16 protein-coding genes and 1 pseudogene are annotated in these 22,994 nt (G+C 34.0%); 6 read left to right on the top strand and 11 right to left on the bottom strand.

Annotated elements, in window-relative coordinates; genetic code table 11:
• The first annotated feature begins 4 nt into the window (after positions 1 to 4).
• From P700755_RS00670 to P700755_RS00660, 3 genes are read left to right on the top strand one after another with little or no spacing between them, the layout of a single operon-like run.
• Entirely contained in the window at positions 5 to 1,294 is a 1,290-nt protein-coding gene (locus P700755_RS00670; RefSeq protein WP_015022831.1) for an O-antigen translocase, read from the top strand.
• Positions 1,291 to 2,106, top strand: a complete 816-nt coding sequence (locus P700755_RS00665) for a glycosyltransferase family 2 protein (protein WP_015022830.1) — start codon at positions 1,291 to 1,293, stop codon at positions 2,104 to 2,106. The genes P700755_RS00670 and P700755_RS00665 overlap by 4 nt, the downstream gene beginning before the upstream one ends.
• A complete protein-coding gene (locus P700755_RS00660) occupies positions 2,096 to 3,703 on the top strand; it encodes a sulfatase-like hydrolase/transferase (RefSeq protein ID WP_041758092.1) in 1,608 nt (535 codons plus the stop codon). Before P700755_RS00665 ends, P700755_RS00660 begins: the two co-directional genes overlap by 11 nt.
• On the opposite strand, the gene P700755_RS00655 is transcribed toward P700755_RS00660, so the two are convergent.
• The 4 genes from P700755_RS00655 to P700755_RS00640 are packed head-to-tail and all read right to left on the bottom strand — an operon-like array spanning position 3,704 to position 8,368.
• The gene (locus P700755_RS00655; protein ID WP_015022828.1) at positions 3,704 to 4,636 is read right to left on the bottom strand and encodes a glycosyltransferase family 2 protein; all 933 of its coding nucleotides are present in this window, start codon (positions 4,634 to 4,636) and stop codon (positions 3,704 to 3,706) included. It lies immediately after the preceding gene.
• Positions 4,633 to 5,523, bottom strand: coding sequence for a glycosyltransferase family A protein (locus P700755_RS00650; protein WP_015022827.1), 891 nt, complete (start codon positions 5,521 to 5,523; stop codon positions 4,633 to 4,635). Before P700755_RS00650 ends, P700755_RS00655 begins: the two co-directional genes overlap by 4 nt.
• 1 nt (position 5,524) lies before the next feature.
• Positions 5,525 to 7,663: a M3 family metallopeptidase gene (locus P700755_RS00645; protein WP_015022826.1), complete on the bottom strand. Its 2,139-nt coding sequence runs from the start codon at positions 7,661 to 7,663 to the stop codon at positions 5,525 to 5,527.
• Positions 7,664 to 7,675: 12 nt separating this feature from the next.
• Complete coding sequence (locus P700755_RS00640) at positions 7,676 to 8,368, bottom strand: cell division ATP-binding protein FtsE (RefSeq protein WP_015022825.1); 693 nt, start codon at positions 8,366 to 8,368, stop codon at positions 7,676 to 7,678.
• A 152-nt stretch (positions 8,369 to 8,520) separates the two neighbouring features.
• On the opposite strand from P700755_RS00640, the gene P700755_RS00635 reads away from it, so the two are divergent.
• The gene (locus P700755_RS00635) at positions 8,521 to 11,532 is read left to right on the top strand and encodes a tetratricopeptide repeat protein (RefSeq protein WP_015022824.1); all 3,012 of its coding nucleotides are present in this window, start codon (positions 8,521 to 8,523) and stop codon (positions 11,530 to 11,532) included.
• A 91-nt stretch (positions 11,533 to 11,623) separates the two neighbouring features.
• Here P700755_RS00635 and P700755_RS00630 read toward each other — a convergent pair whose 3' ends face one another.
• From P700755_RS00630 to P700755_RS00600, 7 genes and pseudogenes are all read right to left on the bottom strand, one after another.
• The gene (locus P700755_RS00630) at positions 11,624 to 12,487 is read right to left on the bottom strand and encodes a sigma-70 family RNA polymerase sigma factor (RefSeq protein ID WP_015022823.1); all 864 of its coding nucleotides are present in this window, start codon (positions 12,485 to 12,487) and stop codon (positions 11,624 to 11,626) included.
• 165 nt (positions 12,488 to 12,652) lie between these two features.
• Positions 12,653 to 13,852, bottom strand: a complete 1,200-nt coding sequence (locus P700755_RS00625; RefSeq protein WP_015022822.1) for a glutamate-5-semialdehyde dehydrogenase — start codon at positions 13,850 to 13,852, stop codon at positions 12,653 to 12,655.
• A 15-nt stretch (positions 13,853 to 13,867) separates the two neighbouring features.
• A complete protein-coding gene (proB, locus tag P700755_RS00620) occupies positions 13,868 to 14,638 on the bottom strand; it encodes a glutamate 5-kinase (protein WP_015022821.1) in 771 nt (256 codons plus the stop codon).
• Between the two features lie 16 nt (positions 14,639 to 14,654).
• The gene (gene proC, locus P700755_RS00615; protein ID WP_015022820.1) at positions 14,655 to 15,458 is read right to left on the bottom strand and encodes a pyrroline-5-carboxylate reductase; all 804 of its coding nucleotides are present in this window, start codon (positions 15,456 to 15,458) and stop codon (positions 14,655 to 14,657) included.
• 243 nt (positions 15,459 to 15,701) lie between these two features.
• Positions 15,702 to 17,836, bottom strand: a pseudogene (locus P700755_RS00610) (polyribonucleotide nucleotidyltransferase).
• Between the two features lie 159 nt (positions 17,837 to 17,995).
• Positions 17,996 to 18,265: a 30S ribosomal protein S15 gene (rpsO, locus tag P700755_RS00605; protein ID WP_015022818.1), complete on the bottom strand. Its 270-nt coding sequence runs from the start codon at positions 18,263 to 18,265 to the stop codon at positions 17,996 to 17,998.
• 1,006 nt (positions 18,266 to 19,271) lie between these two features.
• Positions 19,272 to 20,192, bottom strand: coding sequence for a transporter (locus tag P700755_RS00600; protein ID WP_015022817.1), 921 nt, complete (start codon positions 20,190 to 20,192; stop codon positions 19,272 to 19,274).
• A 103-nt stretch (positions 20,193 to 20,295) separates the two neighbouring features.
• Here P700755_RS00600 and P700755_RS21440 point away from each other — a divergent pair, with 103 nt between their 5' ends.
• Together P700755_RS21440 and P700755_RS00590 are read left to right on the top strand one after the other, a co-directional pair.
• Positions 20,296 to 20,541: a DUF4834 family protein gene (locus tag P700755_RS21440; protein WP_015022816.1), complete on the top strand. Its 246-nt coding sequence runs from the start codon at positions 20,296 to 20,298 to the stop codon at positions 20,539 to 20,541.
• Positions 20,542 to 20,571: 30 nt separating this feature from the next.
• Positions 20,572 to 22,992 (top strand): YfhO family protein, encoded by a 2,421-nt coding sequence (locus tag P700755_RS00590; RefSeq protein WP_015022815.1) that lies wholly within the window; start codon positions 20,572 to 20,574, stop codon positions 22,990 to 22,992.
• The last annotated feature ends 2 nt before the right edge of the window (positions 22,993 to 22,994 follow it).

The following is a 22,994-nucleotide window of genomic DNA, read 5'->3' as shown; positions in this document are numbered from 1 at the left end:
ATAAGTGCTTAAACGTTTAAAATCTGTAATTCAACAATCTACTCTATTGAAGGTGAGTTCTTTCAATGGACTATCCGTTGTTATTAAAATGATTACGGGTCTTGGCGTTTCAAAGCTAACAGCTATTTATCTTGGTCCACAAGGCATTGCGATATTAGGAAACTTGAGAAATGTTTTAGAAATTTTTCATAAGTTTTCAAGTGGAGGATTAGCCAATGCAGTCGTCAAATACTCCGCAGAACACAAATCTGATCCCAAAGCATTTTCCTCTTTTTTATCCACCTTGATCTGGTCTGGATTGGTGATGTGTTTGCTTACCATAACTGTGATTCTTGTTTTCTCAGAATTTATCAACACGCTAATCTTTGGTTCTAGAAATTTCGTGTCGGTTATTCGTTTGTTGGCCTTTGTCTTACCTCTTCACGTCATTAATCTGTATTTGATTTCTATTTTACAAGGCTTAAATGAGTTTAGTAAAGTCATTAAAATCAATATTGCCTCTCATTTTTTGAATATCATAGCTTTTGCATTGCTGGTGTATTGGCTAAATCTTGAAGGTGCTTTGTTAACCATTGTGATTGTTCCTTCTGCAATGTTGATTTTTACTTTGTACTATGTTCAATCTTGGTTTGGAGCAATCACCTCGTTTCAATGGAGCAAATTTTCAACACCAGTTCTTAAAAATTTAGGTCAGTATGCCTTTATGACCTTAATTTCAAGCTTGAGTTTTCCTTTGGTTTTTCTAGGGATTCGAAACTTACTTATCGACTCGCTTGGAGAAAGTAATGCAGGCTTTTGGGAATCTACAGTAAGAATATCTAGTTACTATCTTTTGTTTATTTTGTCTTTATTGAATTTATTTATTTTACCTAAAATGGCTGAAGCTCAAAAAACATCGGAATTTAGAGCTATTGTTTTCAATTTCTATAAACAGATTCTACCTTTTTTTATAGTGGGATTGATCTTGGTATATGTTCTAAGAGATTGGATAGTGACCCTAATTTTTTCAAAAGATTTTTTACCAGCGGCCGACTTATTTTTTTGGCAAATAGTAGGAGATTTCTTTAGAGTATTGGCAATGGTGATGGTTTATCAATTTCATGCTAAGAAAATGCTTTGGCATTATATTATTACAGATTTATTTTTAGCTTTAAGTCTATATTTAAGTGCCATATATCTTGTTCCAAAAATTGGTCTTGAAGGTGTTGTTTTGGGACATGCTTTAACCTATATAGTTTACTTTTTCATTATATTATTTATTTTTAGAAAGAGTTTAATTTTTTATAAACGATGATCATAGAACCTAACTTGGAAATAATGATATCTACCATGAATAGGAGTGACCTTTCTTTTTTAGGAGGGATTTTTCCTGAGATGGATCTGAGTTCATATTCCATTTTAATTGTTAATCAGACCAAATTAAACCAGGATTTAGTGTCTACTACTGAAGGCATACGAGTGATCAATTCAAGAGAGTTTGGATTGAGTAAAAGTAGAAATCTGGCAATTGAAAATGCTATCGGAGATATCCTAGTCATTGCAGACGACGATATAGAGTATTTACCAGATTTTGATAAAACGATCTTGCGAGCCTATAAAAAATATGATCAAGCAAGTTTAATTTCATTTCAATTTTTGGATGAAAACGATCAACTTCAAAAAAAATATCCAAAATCTGAAGGGTATACGACATCTACAAAACAACCATTATCTTCAGTGGAAATGACATTTAGGGTAAAAGATGTTAGAGAAAAAGGAATACGAATGAATGAAAATTTCGGACTTGGAACTTCATTTCCTTCAGCTGAAGAGCAAATTTTTAAAGACTCACTATTAAGACATAGCTTAAGAGTTGCTTTTCATGCTAAACCCATACTAAAACATAGTGGAAAAATATCTGCTTCCAATCAAGGAGCACCAGGATTTATAAGGGCAATTACGGCCCAAAAATTTTTAACTCATCGGCATTGGACTTACTTATGGCTATTTAAATATGTATTCTTCTTATACAGGTATGATTTTATTTCTTTTTTTGAACAACTAAGAGCATTTAAAATAGGGTTTAAAGCCATACATGAAATCAAAACTCTAGAGCATGAAGGTTAACTATAAATCGCTTTTAATGTGGGTATCTCCAATTTTGGTGAGCTTTATATTTGAGTTTTTGTCTTCAGAATTCAGAGGATATAATTTTAAAAATTGTATTGAAAATTTCTTATCACTATCACTTATACTTGGGTTTATATCTTTAATCCCAAAAAAAAATATCAAAAGCGTATTATCAAAAATCTTATATGTGATCTTCGTTTTTTCTATGGGCATAGAAAGTGCCTATTTTTACATTTTTGATACCTTTTTTTCAGCCTCAGCTATTTTTATCATTTTAGAAACTAATTATGCTGAAGCTTCAGAGTTTTTCTTTAACTATGTAAGCTTCGAAATAATTCTTCTTTTGTTTATTGATCTGGTCTTTATTATAGCTTATAGTATTAAAAGATATGTTCCGGTCTTAGTCAAATCACCCTCATTTAAAACAAAATATAAATGCCTATTTCTTACTTCAACTTTTTTCCTACTTACATATTCCGGTTTATATTTTGCAAACTTTCCCTATCAATTTATTAAAGGTGGGGCTGAGTATTTTAATGAGATAAGAAAATATGAAAAATTCAACATTAAAAGTTCCTTTGGAAATTTTAGAAATGTAGAATTTAAAGGAAATTCTGATTCTCATACGTTTGTATTAATCATTGGAGAATCTACAACTCGTCATCATCTTGGTATTTATGATTTCTATAGGTCTACGACTCCTAAACTCAGTCAGATTAAAGAGGACCTATTAATTTATAAAGATGTTATAAGTTCAGAATCTCATACTATAGAATCCTTACAAGCAGCTTTATCTTTAGATAATTTTAAAAAAGACACCGAATCTACCCTTATTCAACTTATGAATCAGGCGGGTTTTAAAACCTTTTGGTTATCGAATCAAATACCGATAGGTATTTATGATACTTTATTAAGTAAGGTAGCAAAAGCATCAGACTCCTATGTGTTTACAAATACAACTGATTATGGTTCCAAAACACCTTATGACGAAGTTCTGTTACCACACCTTGACATCGCACTTAACGATGACTCCCCAAATAAATTCATCGTACTTCATCTCTTGGCAACTCATGGAAGATATAAGTTAAGATATCCTGATAAATTTGATATTTTTAAAGATATACCTAAAACTCGGTTCCCAAAAAAGGCCAATTTTGAAATAATAAATACCTATCACAATTCAATTTCTTACGTAGATTATCTGGTAGATCAAGTTATTAAGAAGGTGAGTTCCCAAAATAAAAATAGTTTTGTTGTTTACTTTTCAGATCATGGAGAAGAGGTGTTTACAGATCGTGACTTTTTTGGGCATAATGATTTGGAAGAACCTACTCGCTCTATGTTCGAAATTCCATTTGTGGTATGGCTATCCCCTCAGTATAAGTCAAATTACACTATTGACTTTAAGCCAGAAACCCCTTTTTCCATTGAACACTTATTGCATTCTATTTCTGATTTATCAAAAATAGATTTTAATGAAAAGGAATTCAAAAAAAGTATATTTTCTAAGGATTTTAGACCTGTAAAGCGAATTATAGGACAGCGCTTGGATTATGATAACTATTTTAAATCTAAAATTGATAGTCTGCACTGATTAACGGAAAGGAGTTATATAAAGTCCTCTATCTATTAAATAGTTCTGGAATCTCTTGATTGATATTAGAATTTTTGCAGGTAATCCAAGTAAAATCTTTTGCTTATAGTTTAGATTTTTAGGATTTATTTCATGTATTATTTCTTTCCATAAAGGAATTGAATCTAATTTATATCTTATAACTAAAGCATATCTGTTGATGTCTAAATAAGTTTTTAAAGATGAATTTTTATCTTCTTGGGCTTTATATTTTGAAATAAAATCTATGCTGTTTATGAAAAAATTAGATTTTGCTAAATTATTTTCACTGTTTATAATGTAACGCGCCCCAATTTTTGGATTAAAGGCAATAATGCCTTTTAACCCGAATTTTATCATAAGATCGGTGTCTTCACCCGATTTAATATCAATATCAAATCCTCCAACTTGTTTAAAAAATGAAGGCTTAAAACATATAGAAGACATACAAGCGATGGGATCTATTAAACTCCCTTTAAAATAATCTTTGATGTATTGAGCTTTAAGAGGATTTTCAATAGAGAAAGTAGGATGTTTAACATAATCCTTCTCAAGCAATATTTCATAGTTGTTGCAAACCACATCAGCTTTTGGAAATTGTTCAATGGTGTTTTGCAATTCCTCTAAATGATTTGGGTACCAATAATCATCTGCATCGATTAAGGCAATCCAGCCGTGTTTAGCCAAAGAAACAGCTTTATTTCTAGCCGCTGAAGCTCCTTTGTTTTCTTGATGCACCAGACGTATGCGTGAGTCTTGAAATCTTTCAACTACAGTTTCGCAACCATCTGTACTCCCATCGTTTACAAGGATAACTTCAAACTCTTTATGAGTCTGTTTTAAAACGCTTTCTAGGCAGTTTTGAATGTAGTTGGCCTTGTTGTATAAGGGTATAACGACTGAAAACTGTATCATTGTTTTTGATATGATTTTGAAAAATGGTAAAGCTTATAAAGTTTAAAATAAATTAAACTCGGTTTCTTAGATACTAAATTAGTCTTAAGTGCTCTTTCAATAGCGTTCAGAAATTTATAAATAACACTATTAAGTTTGTATCTTCTAAGTTTAAAATATAAGGTCGAAAGGCTTGTGGCTTCCTGACTTAAAGTTCCTTTTTGAATTAAACTGACCAAATTGTCTAAGGCTGTTTCAGTTTTTTGAAGAAACACCATAGAGGTTTCAAGACCTTTATGGATAACTGGATTTTCAATTTGCAGTACATCAATTTGGTGTTCTCTCAAAAACTCAGAGAAAACCAAATCTTCATACCCGTAAGTTTTTAATTCAGTATTAAAAATGGGCTGTTCAAATTCAGATTTTTTAATGAGTAGGTTAGAGACTAAGATGTTATAAGGATATCGAGATTGTCTTAAGCTTGCTGGCTTTGCTTCTTCTTTGTGGCCATAAACCCACCTTAATAGTTCAGAAGTTTCTGGAGGATTTTTTTCGTAAGCAAGTCCACCATAGGCGACAACACACTTTGTGTTCAAGGCTTCCATGTATAGCTTGATAAAATCAGTTTTTAATGGAATTACATCCGCATCCATGAGTAATGCACTGTTGAATTTAGATTTACGTATCAATTTATTCAAATTGTTGGAGCGCCCTAGGTTTTTTTTGTTTCTCCAATAGGTTACCATCGGAAATTGACTAAGCTTATGGTGGTCTAAATTTTTGCCATTAGAGTCATCATCAGAAATAAGAATTTCAAATTCAATATCCAAAAATTGACATTCTGTATATAAAACAGACACAATATCAATCAATGGATTATCAAAAGACCTGATAAGTATAGAAAGCATTTTATTTTTTTGGGACTGGGAAACCTCGGTCTCGCATCAAGGCGTCAATTTCTGCATCTCTTCCTCTAAATCGTCGATACGCTTCGGCTGGATCTATAGCATTTCGGGGCGCAAATAGAAAGTCCACTAGGTTTTTTGACAGCGTTTCATCATAAAAACCACCTTCAGCTTCCGCAAAAGCTTCTGCAGCATCCGAGGTAAGTACATCTGCCCATAGATATCCATAATATCCTGTAGCATAGCCTTCGCCAGAAAACACATGACCAAATTGTGGTGAGCGATGACGCATCACAAGCTCATCTGGCATGTTTAATTGGTCTAAGGTTTCCTTTTCAAAGGTTTTTGGATTTATAGTTTTAGGATCTGTTGTGTGATATTTCATATCCATGATGGCTGATGCTAAAAACTCTGTGGTTGCAAAACCTTGGTTGAATTTAGAAGCATTTTTAATCTTGGCTATAAGTTCTGCCGGCATAGGCTTGCCAGTTTTATAATGTTTTAGAAAGTTATTGATAACTTCATCGGTATAAATCCAACGTTCCAAAAGTTGAGATTGAAATTCTGTATAATCTCTTACGCCTCCATTTAATGTTGGGTATTTTACATCTGCACTCAAAAAGTGTAGAGCATGTCCAAATTCATGAAAAAAAGTTTCTGCATCATCCCAAGATACTAGAATTGGTTCACCTTCTGCTGCTTGCACAAAGTTGGAGTTATTGGACGCTAAAACATTTGTCTCTCCATCAAAATTTGTGTAAGATCTATAGGTAGTAGCCCAAGCCCCAGACCGTTTGCCTTTTCGAGCATAAGGGTCTAGGTAGAACACACCAACATGCTCTCCGTTAGATTTTTCAGTAACTTCAAAAACCTTAACATCCTCATGAAATAGGGGAACGCTAACGTCTGTAATTTCAGAAAATTCAAAATCAAAAAGTCTTCCAGCTACATAAAAAATAGCATCTGTTAGATTTTCTAAGACTAAATATTCCTTTACCTCCTCCGAATCTAAATCATATTTTTCTTGCCTAACTTTTTCAGCATAATACCTGTAATCCCATGCTTCAATTTCAAAATCTGCTCCTTCTTGCTCGGCGACCTTTTGCATATCTTCTACTTCTTCTTCAACTCTAGCAATGGCCGATGGCCAAACTGCCATTAATAAATCCATCGCATTTTCAGGATTTTTAGCCATTCTGTCTTGAAGTCTCCACTCTGCAAAGTTATCGTAGCCCAATAATTTGACCCGTTCGTCTCTCAATTTCAGAATTTCTTTGATGAGAGCATTGTTATCGTATTCATCATTATTATCTCCTCTAGAATAATAATTTTCCCAAACTTGTTTTCTGAGTTTTCTTTCATCCGAGTAAGTGAGAAAAGGATCCATAGAGGATCTTGAGTTTACAATGGCATATTGATCTGGTTTCCCCTGTTCTTCGGCTGTTTTTTTAGCAGATTTAATGAAGGAGTCCGATAAACCACTTAGTTGATTTTTATTGAGAAAGGTGACATAGTTTTCTTCATCATGAAGTATGTTGTTTGAAAAATCGGTATAAATCTTGGCTAATTCTTTATTGATTTCAGCATAACGTGTTTTTCCTTCGTCATCTAAATTGGCGCCATTCATCTCAAAAGATTTATAGACTAAATCTACAACTCTTTGAGCTTGGGGCTCTAAAGGATTTTTTTGACTAGACTCATAAACCGACTTAATCCTATTGAAAAGTTTTTCATTTTGACGAATTTCAGATTGATAATCCGATAATTTTGGAGATAATTTCTGTTGGATATCTCTAAATTCTTCAGAAGATAAATTACTGCTCCAGATCCCGTAATAGGTATAGACTCTATCTACAGTTTTACCAGAACGTTCCATAGCTTTAATGGTGTTTTCAAACGTAGCGGTCTCCTTAACATTAGCGATCTCATCAATCTCCTTAAGGTGTTCTTCTATAGCAGCATCCATAGCAGGCTCAAGATCTTTTAGGTTCATAGCATCAAAATCTGGTACACCTTCGTACGGACCTTCCCATTTCTTTAGTAAAGTATTATCTGCCATCATATTGTCTTTTGATTTATCTTCAGTGTTGCAAGCAAAACATGTCATAAGTAAGGCGATTGCAGTGAGTTTAAGAGGTTTCATAGTGAATTATTTTTAATGCTGTTGTTGTTTCTTTTGAACTACTTCAAAAAGACGTTGTCCATCACATTTTAATGTTTTTGAAGGGTATTTTAGCAACAAAGCATAATCGTGAGTAGCCATCAAAATCGTATTTCCATTCTTATTTATGTCTTGTAAGACTTGCATAACTTCCACAGAGGTTTGTGGGTCTAAGTTTCCAGTAGGCTCATCTGCTAAGATGAGTTCTGGATCATTAAGTAAAGCTCTAGCTATAGCTACACGCTGCTGTTCACCACCAGAAAGTTGGTAAGGAAATTTAAAGCTTTTGGTTTTCATCTCTACTTTATCCAAAACGTCCTCAATTTTCTGATCCATTTTAGTCTTGTCTTTCCAACCAGTAGCTTTTAAGACGAATATTAAATTTTCCTTGACATTTCTATCGTTTAATAGCTTAAAGTCCTGAAAGACAACTCCTAGCTTTCTCCTTAGATAAGGAATTTCCTTTTCTTTTAAGCTTTGTAAATCAATATCGACAATTTGTCCAGATCCACTTTTTAGAGGTAAATCTCCATAGAGTGTTTTCATAAAGCTGCTCTTACCAGTTCCTGTTTTACCTATAAGATAAACGAATTCTCCTTTTTTAATTTCTATGTTTACATCAGAAAGTATAAGGTTTTCTCGTTGAAATATACTGGCATTATTGAGTTCTAGAATGGTATCTGACATTGGCTTTTAGAGAAAAAATTATTAATGATAAAGATAGGATTAATTTGTGAAGCGTGAAAAATCTACTGTTTTTTACTTATAATTAAAATGAGCTTGGAACGTTATATGACTATATAACTTTATATTTGACTGTTATCAAAATCACACAACTTATGTCTAAGTTTTTAACCATTTGTTTTCTTTTCTTAACCTTTTTAGTCCAAGCTCAGCAATCTCAATATTCTGAGGATGCCCTTGGAGAGTATCAAGACGCCCTTCATTTATATGATCAAAATCAATTTGCTGCTGCAGTTAAGGCTTTTAAGCAAATAAATAGGTCCTTGGACAGTGATCAGTTAAAGTCTAATATTAAATTTTATCTAGCGAATTGCGCCATTAAACTAGGCGAACCAACTGCAGATGAGCAGATGGAAGACTTTATAAAGGCAAACCCTACAAGTTTAAAAACCAACAAGGCTTATCTTGAAGTTGGAAATTATTATTTCCAAGAGAGAGATTTTTTAAAAGCCAATAAATGGTTTAGCCAAGTGAATACTCGTTCCTTATCGAGGGATGAACTTAATACTTATGAGTTTAATTATGGGTATACAAGTTTCAAAAGTAAGAACTATGACCAAGCAGAGCAACTCTTTAATAGAGTTAGAAATGATAAAAAATATGGAGCTCAGGCCAAATACTATATAGGTTTTATAGCTTATGAAGAAAACGAATACGAGTCTGCTTCAGAATTATTTGATGAGGCTAGGAGTGAAGGTATTCAGGGAAATAACATATCTTATTTCCAAAGTGATATGAATTTTAAACTTGGTAATTTTCAAAAGGCGATTGATCTAGGTATGGAAAAGCTACCAAAATCCAATACTCGCGAACGCTCTCAACTCAATAAAATTATAGGAGAAAGTTATTTCAATTTAAAGGATTATACTAGTGCTATTCAATACTTAAAGGACTATAAAGGGGATAGAGGTAAGTGGAATAACACAGATTATTACCAACTTGGTTACGCTTATTATCAAACGGGACAGTATGAATTGGCTATTGATGAATTTTCTAAAATCTTAGATGGTCAAGATTTTGTAGCTCAAAATGCATATTACCATCTGGCTAAGGCTTACTTGAAAACCGATAAGAAAATTCAAGCGCTAAATGCTTTCAAAAATGTGACAGAAATGAACTTTGATGACAAGCTAAAGGAAGATGCTTATTTAAATTATGCAAAGTTGAGTTATGAAATTGGAAATACGTACCAATCTGTTCCTGAAGTGCTGCAGGCGTTTATTGAAAACTACCCAACGTCTCAAGAATCTGATCTAATTAAAGACTTATTGATCGATTCTTATTTAACGTCAAAAAATTACGAGAAAGCGATTTCTATGCTAGAAGGAAGTCGGGAGTATAAAAATAAATTGGCTTTACAAAAAGTAACCTATTATTATGGAGTTGAATTATTTAGAGATAACCAACTTAAAGCCGCTAAAGACTATTTCAATAGTTCCTTAGCTGAACGCTTAGATCCAGAGTTTACTGCGAAAGCTACGTATTGGAAGGCAGAAGTGGACTATGCCTTGGGAAACTATGATATGGCCTTGATTGGTTATAAAGAGTTTAAAGGGATGCCCATGGCAAAGCAATTGTCGGAGTTTTACTCTACAGACTACAATATTGCGTATGCATATTTTAAAATAAAAAATTATAGATCTACTATTTCTTTCTTTGAAAGCTTTATTGCTATTGAAAGGCCATCACAACGACTTCATGATGCCTATGTAAGATTAGGAGATGCACAATTTGCATTAGGACAATATTGGCCAGCAATGGAGGCCTATAATAGCGCTATTGCAATGAAGAATTACAATAGTGATTATGCTTTTTTTCAAAAGGCTTATAGCTATGGATTTGTGGATAGGAATGCACAAAAAATAGAAAATTTAAATCTATTTGTCCAGAGTTACCCGAAATCTATTTACAAGGATGATGCTCTATTTGAGCTTGGTAATACCTACGTAGCAGAAAATGAAGACCAAGCGGCAATTACAACTTATCAAAACATTTTAACCAATTACAAGCAAAGCATATATTACCCTAAAGCTTTGTCAAAACTGGCATTAATCTATTTCAACAAAGGAGAAAATCAAGAGGCTTTAATGAGGTTAAAACAGTTGATCAAGGAATACCCAAACTCTCAGGAGGCCCTCCAGGCTGTTCAAACTGCTAGGCTAATTTATATAGATCTTGGCCAAACAGACGAGTATGCTACTTGGGTAAGAGGCTTAGATTTTGTTGAAGTTGCAGATTCTGATATTGAAGAAGCCACTTACGAAGCTGCAGAGAATAAATTTCTAGATAATGAAACTGATAAAGCAATTGAAGGATTTAAAAAATACTTAGAAGAATTTCCTAATGGAAAAAACAGTTTGAAGTCCAATTTCTATCTCGCTCAATCTTTGTTTAACAGCGATCAACGCCAAGCATCTGTTCCTTACTACGAAGAAGTCATCAATAGCCGATCTAGTGAGTTTACAGAAGAATCCTTGAGGCGATTAGCTCAAATCTATTTATCTGAAAAGAACTATGATCAAGCGATTACCAGTTTAAATAGGTTAGAGACAGAAGCCAATTTTTCTCAAAATGTAGTGTTTGCTCAGTCCAATCTAATGAAAGCCTACTATGAAATTGAGAATTTTGATAGAACTGTCATTTATGCTGAATTGATCTTATCAAAAGACAATATAGACGAAGAGGTCCTTAGTGATGCAAAAATATTCATCGCTAGAGCTTCTTTGGAAGTTGGTGATGAAAAGAGAGCGGAAACTGCTTATAGAGAAGTGTCAACGACGGCCACAGGAAAACTAAAAGCTGAGGCTTTATATTATGATGCTTACTTTAAGAATAAGTCACAGAATTACGAAGCCTCTACACTCGTTATTCAGGATCTCACAAAAAATTATTCTAGATATAGAGAATTTGGAGTTAAAGGACTTTTATTGATGGCTAAAAATTTTAATGCTTTAGGGGATGACTATCAGGCCACTTATATTTTAGAAAATATTATTAAAAACTTTCAGTCATACCCTGAAATTATTTCTGAATCTGAAGAATTACTAAAACAAATCAAGAGTAAAGCTGCAGAAACCAATTCGTCTATTGAGGTCGATAAAAATTAATTGGTTCTTTCAGAAATCACTATAAAAAAGCCCTCAATTAGAGGGCTTTTTTAGTAAAATTCAAAACCTAAACCTAAACCTAAACCTAAACCTATCCTAGGTATGTTTTGAGTATAGTGCTTCTAGAGGTGTGTTTTAAACGTCTAACCCCTTTTTCCTTAATCTGTCTTACTCTTTCTCTAGTAAGTCCAAAAGTCTCTCCAATTTCTTCCAAAGTCATAGGTTGTTGATTTCCTAATCCAAAGTAAAGGCGGATTACATCAGCCTCACGTGTGGTTAATGTTTCTAGAGCTCTTTCTATTTCTGTTTGAAGCGATTCATGTAGCAAATCGTTTTCTGGATTTGGAGATTCTCCAAATTTTAAAACATCATATAGATTGGAGTCTTCACCTTCAATCAACGGAGCATCCATAGATAAGTGACGGCCAGAATTTTTTAAAGACTCTTTAACGTCATTAACGGTCATTTCCAATTCTTTTGCAATTTCATCTGGACTTGGTGGTCGTTGATGGCGTTGCTCTAGAATGGCAAAAGTCTTATTGATTTTGTTAATAGAACCAATTTTGTTTAAAGGTAATCTTACTACACGGGATTGCTCAGCTAAAGCTGAAAGGATGGATTGTCTAATCCACCACACCGCATAGGAAATAAATTTGAAACCCCTTGTTTCATCAAAGCGCTTTGCAGCTTTAATGAGCCCTAAATTTCCTTCATTAATAAGATCGGGTAGGGTAAGACCCTGATTTTGATACTGCTTTGATACAGATACCACAAATCTTAAATTGGCCTTGGTCAATTTCTCTAAAGCTAAATCATCTCCAGCTTTAATTTTTTGTGCAAGCTCAACTTCCTCTTCCGCCGTAATCAAGTCTACTTTTCCAATTTCTTGAAGATACTTGTCTAGGGATGCAGTTTCTCTGTTGGTAACCTGTTTGGTAATTTTAAGTTGTCTCATTTAGCTATGTCCTCAATTATCGTTTATCTACATATTATTTTACGAGCTAAAAGGAGAAAATGTTACACGGAGGCATCAAATTATTTTTAAAACCTACTTTATCTTTCACAAAAAAGCCTGCTTTAGATTGTAAAGCAGGCTGTTAGGTATCTTAAATTCTAATATTTATTCTCTGATTTGTCCATTACCCCAAATATAATATTTGTTGGTGACCAGTTGTTTTAGTCCTAAGGGTCCTCTGTGATGCAATTTATCTGTAGAAATTGCCAGTTCTGCACCAACTCCCATTTGTCCACCGTCTGTAAATCGAGTAGACGCATTTTGATATACAGCAGCACAATCAATTTGTTGCATAAATTCTAAAGCTTTATTATCATCTTCAGTGATAATTACAGAAGAATGACCTCCAGAGTAAGTATTTATTTTCTCTACAGCTTCATCAAACGATTCTACGGAAGATAAAACTATTTTTAAAGCTAAAAATTCCTCTGTCCATGTATCTTTTGTTGGAAGTGTAGGTTTATCTAAAACATCTTCCACTTTACCATCGACAAGAATTTCTACCTTATAATCATTTTCTAGAGTCTCTGCTAAGTCCTTAACCTTAACTTCAAAATCTGGCAAGTGAGAGTCAATTAATACTTTATCAAGAGCATTACATCCAGAGATTTTATCTGTTTTGGCATTGATGATTACTTTTTTAGCGGTATCCCAATCTGCATCGGGAGATACGTATAAAAAGTTATTTCCTCTACCACTAACCAGTACAGCTCCTTTAGCTGTTCTTTTTACAAAATCTATCAACTTATCACCACCTCTAGGAACTACTAGATCTATTTTTTCTGGTGGATTGCTTAAAAACTCTCTTGTCTCTTCACGGTTGAGGTGAAGTAGAGAAATCCAATCTGTAGACAATTCATTTTCTTCTAAGGCTTCATGCCAGCATTTTTCTAAAATGATATTGCTATGATTCGCTTCTTTCCCACCCTTTAAGAATATTTTATTATTCGCTTTAAAGGCTAAAACTGCTGCTTCAATGGTTACATCTGGCCTAGATTCATAAATGATCATGATAGTACCAAAGGGGTCTGTTTTGTTGACAATCTTTAAACCATTATCCAAGGTTTTTTCAGAAATAGTTTTTCCAACAGGATCCTCTTGTTCTTTCACTTCCTTAATAGCTTGAATCATACCGTCAACTTTACTTTGATTCACAACCAATCTATCGTAAAGGGCCTGATCATTTCTATTGAAAGATTCTAAGTCTTTTTTATTTTCTTCTATAATCTCATCTCTTCTTTTATCGATAATAGTTATCATCGATTGAAGAACGTCGTTTTTAACTTTTGTATCTAATAACTTCATAAATTGTTTTTAAGATTAAACAGTAAATTTAGTACCGACTTCTCTACCTTCTAATATATCTATAATGATATTCTCATCCTTTCCGTTGGCTATGAAAGTAGGAATATTTTTACTTGCGGTCATCTTAGCTATTTTTAGCTTGGACTCCATACCACCTCGGCCTTCACCTTCTCCTTTTTCATTTTCTTGAACATATTTTTCAACATTATCGTGGACTCTTACATGTCTTAACACTTTGGAATCCTCATGATCTGGATGACCTGTATAAAGGCCCTCGATATCAGTAAGCATAATTAACATGTCTGCCTTAACCAATTCTGAAACTAAACTGGCTAACTCATCATTATCGGAAAACATAGACATAGAAAGGGATACCGCATCATCTTCATTGGCAATTGGAACGATGCCCTCTTTTAAAAGGCCTTCATAACAATTGATCATATTTTCGCGATATTTCCCAGGTGCAAAATCCCGTTTAGTGGCTAATACTTGCCCACAACGCATCCCGAAATCATGAAACATCGTGTAATAATGTCTCATCATTCTAGGTTGTCCTACAGAAGAATATACTTGTCTTCTAATAGACTTATCGTCTGAAGAACATGACCCTAAGACTTCTTTTCCAGCTATGGCAGATCCAGAAGACACAAGAACTGTTATGACATCACGCTCATATAAATAAGCGATTTGTCTCACTAAGTTTTTTAGAATTGGACCTACAATTCTATTGTTTCTGTTGGTCATCACATTGGTTCCAACTTTTACAACAATACGTTTTGAATGCATATTTTTAAGATTTAAATTACTCATCCCCAAGTTCTACAGCTCTGTTAAAGGCTGCGTAGGCAGCATCCTGAATGAGCTGTTTTACATTATTATCGTCCATAGAGTCCAGTGCTGCTCTAGTTGTACCACCTTTAGATGCAACGCGATCCATCCACTTTTCTGGAGATAAATCAGATTCATTAAATAGATGAACGGCACCTTCAAAGGTATTGCTCACCAATATTTTGGAATCATGATCTGAAAATCCCATTTTCTTAGCAGCATCCAACATGGAAGCCATAAAGTAAAATATATAAGCTGGTCCACTACCAGAAATACCTGTGGATTTATTTATAAAATCTTCATTTTTTACACGAATTGATTGTCCTGTAGTATCCAGTAAGTTTCTAATCATAAGTAACTCTACTCTGGAGACTTCCTTAGATTCCGTATAAGAAGTTACCCCTTTACCAACCTTTGCAGGTAAGTTGGGCATAGTCCTTACTACTTTTTTAACATTGAGTCCATTTTGAATGTTTTCGATGGTAACGCCCGCCATCAGAGATACAATGATTTGTTGTTCATCCAGCATCGGTTTCATTCTTTCAAACAATTCCTCACTGTGGTAAGGCTTAACCGCTAGAAAGACGACATCTGCGTTAGGCACACAATCTTGTAGATTATCGAAGGTGTCATAGTAAGACACTTCACTAAGTTTTTTCAATAAGTCTTCTGAGACGTCATGAATCATTAGATTTTTTCTATTTAATAAAGGGGATTTTGCCATTCCTTCAGAGTAAGTTAATCCCATGTTACCCGCTCCAATTACTAATACTTTCATTCTATTTTTTTAATGATTAATAAAAATGATTTACTTGTAAAGTGCAATGATCATGCACATTTACTAAAATACCTATTTTATTATTTTATTTTGAATTATTAAACCTATTTTATGAAATAAACCTATTTTTCATCAATATACTCAACAAAACAAGCTCTGAAAATATGTCAGTGATGCTATGTTGTCAGCAAACAAAAAAAACGGCTTAGAGTATTCTAAACCGTTTTTTAAAACTTATCTGAATTATTCAGATTTACTTGAATCTTCCTCATTTTTCTGAGGTCTTTCGGGCTTTTTTAAAAGAGCCTTTCTAGAAACCTTAGGTTTCTTAGTTCTAGGATCTACTCCAAAGTATTTTACATCTAAAACATCACCTAGTTTCATAACATCAGCAACATTTTCTGTACGCTCCCAAGCTAATTCTGAAATGTGTAATAAAACTTCATTTCCAGGGGCATCGTTATATTCTACAACTGCACCAAAGTCTAAAACTTTAACGACAGTGACTTCATAAACACTCCCTTTCTCTGGCTTGAAGGTTACAGAATCAATTTTAGCTAAGACTTTGTCTATACCTTCTTGTTTTGTACCAAGGATTTCAACAATTCCTTCTTCAGTAACAGGATCTTCATTTATAACTATTTCTGTTCCTGTTGATTTTTGTAGTTCTTGGATAACTTTACCTCCAGGTCCAATTAATGCACCAATAAATTCATTTGGAATTCTTCTAGTGATAATTTTTGGAGCGTGGGCTTTTACATTTTCATTTGGTAGTGAAATAGTATCAGTCAATTTCTCAAGAATATGTAATCTACCCGCTCTTGCTTGTTGTAAAGCTTTTACAAGAATTTCGTAAGGCAAACCTTTTACTTTAATATCCATTTGGCAAGCAGTGATACCGTCTGCAGTCCCTGTCACTTTAAAATCCATATCTCCTAGGTGATCTTCATCTCCTAAGATATCGGATAAAACAGCATGGCGATCTCCATCAGAAATCAATCCCATTGCTATTCCAGAAACAGGTTTTTTCATTTTTATTCCTGCATCCATCATAGCCATAGTTCCCGCACAAACGGTTGCCATAGAAGACGATCCATTAGATTCTAAAACTTCAGATACAATTCTTACCGTGTAGGGATTGCTTTCTGGAATCATTCCTTTTAAGGCTCTTTGAGCAAGATTTCCATGACCTATTTCTCGTCTAGAAGTCCCGCGGATAGGGTAAGCTTCACCTGTACAAAAAGGAGGGAAGTTATAATGTAAATAGAACTTCTCTTCACCTTGGTGAGTTGGCATATCTATTGTGCTGGCTTCTCTAGAAGTTCCAAGAGTTACTGTAGCCAAAGCTTGAGTCTCTCCACGAGTAAATATAGCTGAACCATGAACAGAAGGCAAATAGGCTACTTCACACCAGATAGGTCTAATTTCGTCTGTTTTTCTTCCGTCTAGACGTAAGCCTTCAGCTAGAGTAAGTTCCCTTACTGCAGCTTTTTCGGTTTTATTGTAGTATTTTTTAATCAACTTTTCGTTTCCTTCTAATTCCTCTTCAGAAAACAAAGCCATGGCTTCATCTTTTACTGCAGAAAAAGCTTCTCCACGATCTTTTTTGCTGTGACCACCCTTAGCAATCTCATATATTTTATCGTAAGCTAAATCATGAATTTTCTTTTCAAAATCTTCATTATCTTCAGTTACAGCATATTCTCTAACCGGTTTTTTACCAAAAGCTTCCGCTAGACGCAATTGCGCTTCCACTTGTTTTTTGATATGCTCGTGAGCAAACTGAATGGCTTCTGCCATTTCTTCTTCAGAAATTTCTTTCATCTCTCCTTCTACCATCATCACAGAATCCATAGAAGCACCGATAATCATATCGATGTCCGATTCTTTAAGCTGACTTCGGCTTGGATTGATAACGAATTCCCCATTTATTCTTGCAACTCTAGCTTCAGAAATAGCCGTTTCAAAAGGAATATCTGAAAGTTGTATGGCCGCAGAAGCGGCAAGGCCTGCTAAGGCGTCTGGCATTACATCTTCATCATGAGACATAAGTTGAATCATAACTTGTGTTTCAGTTCTGTAATCTGAAGGAAAAAGTGGACGTAAAACTCTATCTACTATTCTCATTGTTAATACTTCACCATCACTTGGTCTTGCTTCTCTTTTGAAGAATCCTCCTGGGTATCGACCTGCTGCTGCAAATTTCTCTCTATAGTCTACAGTTAATGGAAAGAAATCCATTTTACTTTCTTTGTAAGACGACACTACTGTACAAAGTAACATAGTGTCACCCATCTGTACGACTACAGAACCGTGTGCTTGTTTTGCTAATTTACCTGTCTCGAGCTTGATTCTCTACCATCGCCGAGATCGATAATTTCACTAAATGTTTTGGATCATAAACTAATGATTTTAAGGTTATACATTTTCTAGAAAATAGTTGTTGTGTTGTTGTTTAGAAAAAAGGTATAAACCAATGGAAGTTGTTCTAGGGAACGCTTTTAAACTAAAAAAGGGGCAAAATTGCCCCTTTAAATTTATTTTCTTAATCCTAAATCTTTTACAATAGCTCTATACCTCATAATATGTTTCTTCATAAGATAATCCAATAGGTTTCTTCTTTTACCTACAAGTTTTACTAGTGAACGTTCAGAATTATAATCTTTTCTGTTTGTCTTAAGGTGTTGAGAAATGAATTCAATTCTTCCGGTCATCAATGCGATTTGACCTTCTGCAGATCCGGAATCTTTACTATCCTTACCGTGTTTGGCGAATAATTCGCCTTTTTCTTCTTGTGTTAAGTACATGCCAATATTATTTCAATAATTTTTATGCTAAAATAGATTTTCTATTCAATCGTGCAAAAGTACCCTTTTATATTGAATCTAAATATCAAATTTATAAAAAATAAGCCCTCACTGGTGGATTCAAGATCAGATCCAAGTATAAACTCAGTTGATTTAAAATGGTGTGTGTACTCATTAAACCAGTAATTTTAATATCCTTTTTTAAAGCTTTATTGCGACATTATAGGTTTAAATTGGTATTACAGGATTCTATTGATTTTGGAGATGAATGAATGGCAAATGCGAACGGGGCTAATTCTATTTTTTTAGTTGATGTGATGAATAATAATGAAGAGGGTGATATAAGTCACGGCGCAAGTAATAATTAGCATAAAAGTAATTTTTCAAAACTGTAGTCATCTTTAGACCCTGATTTAAGTTTATACCATTCTTATACCAAATTATAGGTCTAATTTGGTATAAGATGAACAATCCCGACTAGTAGAAAGTAAGTGTAAACTAAATCAAGAGTATTAACCTAGAGCAGTGGAATTAAAAATTTTAAACAGATAGACTACCACAACTATCCTGCTTATGAAACTAATATTCATAAGTGAAAGTTTTATGTTCAAACTATTTTACCACGAGAACAAATGGTAAATTAAACTGATAAAAAAGGAAATAGTTTAAAGATGTCAATGATATTTTGAAACTCTCTAAATTATATCGATCATCAACGATTCTGAAGACAGCCCTAAAGCTTGGAACCAATGTGACGCTTTAAAAATAATGGTTTACTAGCAAAACGGGTACATGGTAACATCATACTTTTACCACCATTAACTGATCAACAAAGAACAATTGATATATTGTGTGAATATGATTATAACTATACTTAAAGGTTTTGAAAATAAATCCAGATATATAGCAAACTTGAAATCCCCAATTTTATAATTGGGGAATTTTTTGACTGAAAGTTTCAATTAAACTGAATTTGTAGACTTCGTTCTTTTTCTTTTCTATGATTTTATTGTTCTTCAAGGTAAAGCTCACGCTCTTTATCATTTTTGAAAATATATTCGTCAGAATCGTGCATATCAATTCTATAAGAAACACCTATGCCAGCTCTCCAACGTTCAGGAGAATCTTTGAAGTTAACAAGTCCAGAAACATCAATTTGAAGGTTTTTACCAGCTAAAAAGGCAACACCTCCCCTTAAAATTTCATCGCTGTAGAGATCGCTGATGTAAGTTTGGAATTCAGCAAAAATTCCTGTTTGCTTATAAATAGAATGGGTGAGCGTAAAGATTCCTGCATAAGCAGGAAAATCGGTAGTGGGTTTATCGGCAATAAGATTGGATACAAAGACCCATTTGCTTCCAATATTGTGTTGTGTTATGATAGCTGCTTTCGGGGAAGCATTAGGTTCTCCTTCAAATTTGAAGGGATTATCGCCAAAATTCAAATTTAATCCAGCATAAATAGATACTGCAGGAATCAAATCACTCCACTGGGGAAGATTATTTTTCTTCCAACTGTATAGGTTAGGCCCATCTATTTCTTTTTGAATATTAGGATCGTATAGTAAATATTTGACTCCTAATGTATTGCTTTCAAAATTACTGAAGTTTGAGGTCGTTTGAGTTCCACCTCTTAATAATTGATCTTCAACGTTAGCAAAAGTTCCGTCCAATAAGATTTCTAGGCGCTCCATTAATAATCCATATCTGATTTGATATTGATATTCCAACAAAGTTCGGTCAGGAATTAAAGGGGAGACGTGATTGTCTTTGCTAAAGGCCAATCCCGTTTCGAATTGTAAAACATTAGTGCCTACGGAATAAGCTCCAAAGGATTCTCCTGGTCTATTTGAATTAATCACATCTGTATATTGTGCGTTTACAGTTAAGGAGATAAAAGTTAAAAGACTAATTAGCTTCAGTTTCATAGATAGAATTTGTAGCCCAAATATAAGTTAAAATCTGATTTTTTGAGCTTTACTTCTCAGGTTACAGTTAGATAGTGGTATTTTTGTAAATCAATATAATACTATGGTATTTTTAAAGACTTTACTTATTATACTTTTGGTCTTTTTTGGCCTTAAATTGATGGCGAGGTATCTTGGGCCGATTTTGCTGAAATACGTTTTCAAAAAAGTCAGAAAAAATATGGAAGATAAATTCAATTCTGCTCAGTCTCAAACACAAGACAAAGAGACTGAAACTTCCAAAACTTTTAAATCTAAACCCAAAGAAAGCAAAGTAGGAGAGTACGTAGATTATGAAGAAATTGATTAACTTTCAGGTTTTTTCAAATTAAATCTATTTATGAAGTCTTTGTTTAAGAACTCTTGGAAGCACCTTTTGGTGATTGTCCTATTTATAGTAGCTGCTTTAGCTTTTTTCTATCCTGTTCTCAAGGGAAAAACAATATACCAGAGTGATATTGTGCAGTATACAGGAATGGCAAAGGCTCAAAACGATTTTAGAGCAAGTCAGGGAGAAGAGCCATACTGGACTAATTCTGCTTTTGGAGGAATGCCTACCTACCAATTAGGTGCAAACTATCCCTATAATTTTATAAAAGAAATCGATCGTCAACTTAGGTTTTTACCAAGACCTGCAGATTATTTGTTCCTGTATTTTATAGGTATGTATATTTTGTTGTTGTGTTTCAAGGTGAATTATAAATTGGCCTTTTTAGGAGCACTTGCTTTTGGATTTTCCACATACCTTATTATTATTCTAGGAGTTGGTCATAATTCTAAAGCTCATGCTATTGCATATTTTCCCATAGTTATAAGTGGTGTGGTTCTCGTTTTTAGACAAAAGTTATTTTGGGGAAACCTCCTTTTCTGTGTAGGGTTGGCTTTTGAATTGATGACCAATCACTTCCAGATGACCTATTATCTTATGTTGCTGTGTTTTGTTATGGTTATTGTGTATGCTGTAAACGCCTATAAAAACAAACAATTGAAATCTTATTTCAAGGCTGCCGTAAGTTTTATCCCAGCTATCATATTGGCTGTTTTGCTTAATATGACCAATTTATTGGCGACACAAGAGTACGCCGATTTTAGTACGCGAGGTGAAACAGGTCTAACGATTGAACCCAACGGAACTGAAAAAGTGAAATCTGGTTTAGATTACGACTACATCACCGAATATAGTTATGGTGTTATGGAAACCTTTAACTTGTTTATCCCTAGATTCATGGGAGGATCTAGTAGTGAGTCTTTAGGCAAAGACTCTGAAGTTTATAATGAAATAATACAACTAGGAGCGTCTCCAGTTCAGGCTTTAGAGTTTAGTAAGAATTTGCCAACTTATTGGGGAGACCAAACCTTTATTGGGGCACCAGCCTATATTGGAGCATCCATACTATTTCTATTTGTTCTAGCCCTCTTTCTTATAAAGGGTAAAACTAAATGGTGGATTGTGGCAGGGTCTATTCTTGCTTTGCTCTTATCTTGGGGAGATAACTTTTCTCTATTGACAAAGTTCTTTGTAGACGTTGTTCCTTTTTATGACAAATTTAGAGCGGTATCTTCTATACAAGTTATCATAGAGTTTTGCGTACCTGTATTAGGAATTTTAGGACTCTCCAAATTCTTAAGTTCTACAGTGTCTTATGAGTCAAAATGGAATGCACTAAAGAATACCACGCTTATTCTTGGAGTATTAAGTTTACTGTTTTTATTACTTAAGTCAATGCTTTTTGATTTCAGCGGTAACACCGATTCTATGTTTTTGGAACAATATGGAGCAAAATTTGTAAGAGCTCTTAAAGAAGATAGAAAGGCAATGTTTACCTCAGACACCATAAGATCTCTGGTGTTTGTTTTGCTATTAGCTTCAGTATTTTATTTATATCTAAAGAAAAACTTAAAACAAACAATGCTCTTAGGTCTTATAGGAATTTTTATACTTGTAGATTTGATTGGAGTGAATTCTAGATATGTGAATGAAGATGATTTTGTAGCAGCTTCTGTGATGGCAAGACCTTTCCAGCCTACTCAAGCAGATCGGGATATTCTTACCGACGATTCTCATTACAGAGTTTATGATTTAACTTCCAATCCCTTAAACTCTGCAAGGGCTTCTTATTTTCATAAGTCTATTGGCGGTTATCATGCAGCAAAGCCTGGACGCACACAAGAGTTGTTTGACTTTTACATTTATGAAGGCAAGCAAAGTATCTTGAATATGTTGAATGTGAAGTACTTTATTTTTGATGATGAAGGTCAGCCAAAGGCTCAACCTAACCCAGACCATTTAGGGAATGCATGGTTTGTTGACCAATTGATTCCTGTGGAAAATGCCAATCAAGCTATCTTGGCTTTAGATACAATCAATCCTCGTACTACAGCAATAGTAGAGTCCAATCAATTTTCTAAGTCGGCTAAAACTTACGATGTACAATCGTCAGATAAGATTCAACTGGAATCCTATTCAGAAAATGAATTGACTTATTCTTATGATAGTCAAGGAGAGCGTCTTGCTTTGTTTTCAGAAATTTATTATCCACAAGGATGGAAGATTTCCGTCGATGGAGAAGAAGTTCCACACTTTAGGGCTAATTATGTCTTAAGAGCTTTGGAATTGCCTGCAGGAAAGCATCAAATCACTTTTAGCTTTCAACCAGATGTCATAAAGTTTGGCGGAAGAGTATCTTTAGTAAGCTTTATAATTTTAGTTTTAGTAGCAGTAGGAGGAATCATTTATAGAGTAAAGTACAAGCAAATTTAGCA

Source organism: Psychroflexus torquis ATCC 700755 (assembly GCF_000153485.2).
GTDB classification, from domain to species: Bacteria; Bacteroidota; Bacteroidia; order Flavobacteriales; family Flavobacteriaceae; genus Psychroflexus; species Psychroflexus torquis.
Note: the sequence above shows the minus strand (reverse complement) of the source record. Positions and strands in the feature narration are given on the sequence as shown.